Origin of the sequence: Streptococcus mitis (assembly GCF_946190275.1) — a bacterium.
In the GTDB taxonomy this organism is placed as follows: Bacteria; Bacillota; Bacilli; order Lactobacillales; family Streptococcaceae; genus Streptococcus; species Streptococcus mitis_DC.
In genome coordinates this window covers 1-347 of record NZ_CAMHZQ010000060.1, presented here as the reverse complement: position 1 = coordinate 347, position 347 = coordinate 1, and the positions used below count along the sequence as shown (strand labels likewise).

The window sequence follows — 347 nt, the reverse complement described above, 5'->3', positions numbered from 1 at the left end:
GTAGCGTCTACCTCAGCGTCAACAAGCGCGGTAGCGTCTACGTCAGCGTCAACAAGCGCGGTAGCCTCTACCTCAGCAAGCACAAGTGCCGTAGCGTCTACCTCAGCATCAACAAGTGCAGTAGCCTCTACGTCAGCAAGCACAAGCGCAGTAGCCTCTACCTCAGCCTCAACAAGCGCTGTAGCCTCTACCTCAGCATCAACAAGTGCGGTAGCCTCTACCTCAGCCTCAACAAGCGCTGTAGCGTCTACCTCAGCGTCAACAAGTGCAGTAGCCTCTACATCAGCAAGTACTAGCGCTGTAGCATCTACATCAGCAAGCACAAGTGCGGTAGCGTCTACGTCAGC

1 pseudogene is annotated in these 347 nt (G+C 55.0%); it reads right to left on the bottom strand.

What is annotated here, in order from left to right:
- Window positions 1-347 (bottom strand): annotated as a pseudogene (locus N8M20_RS10230) (adhesive domain-containing protein); the annotation flags it as partial.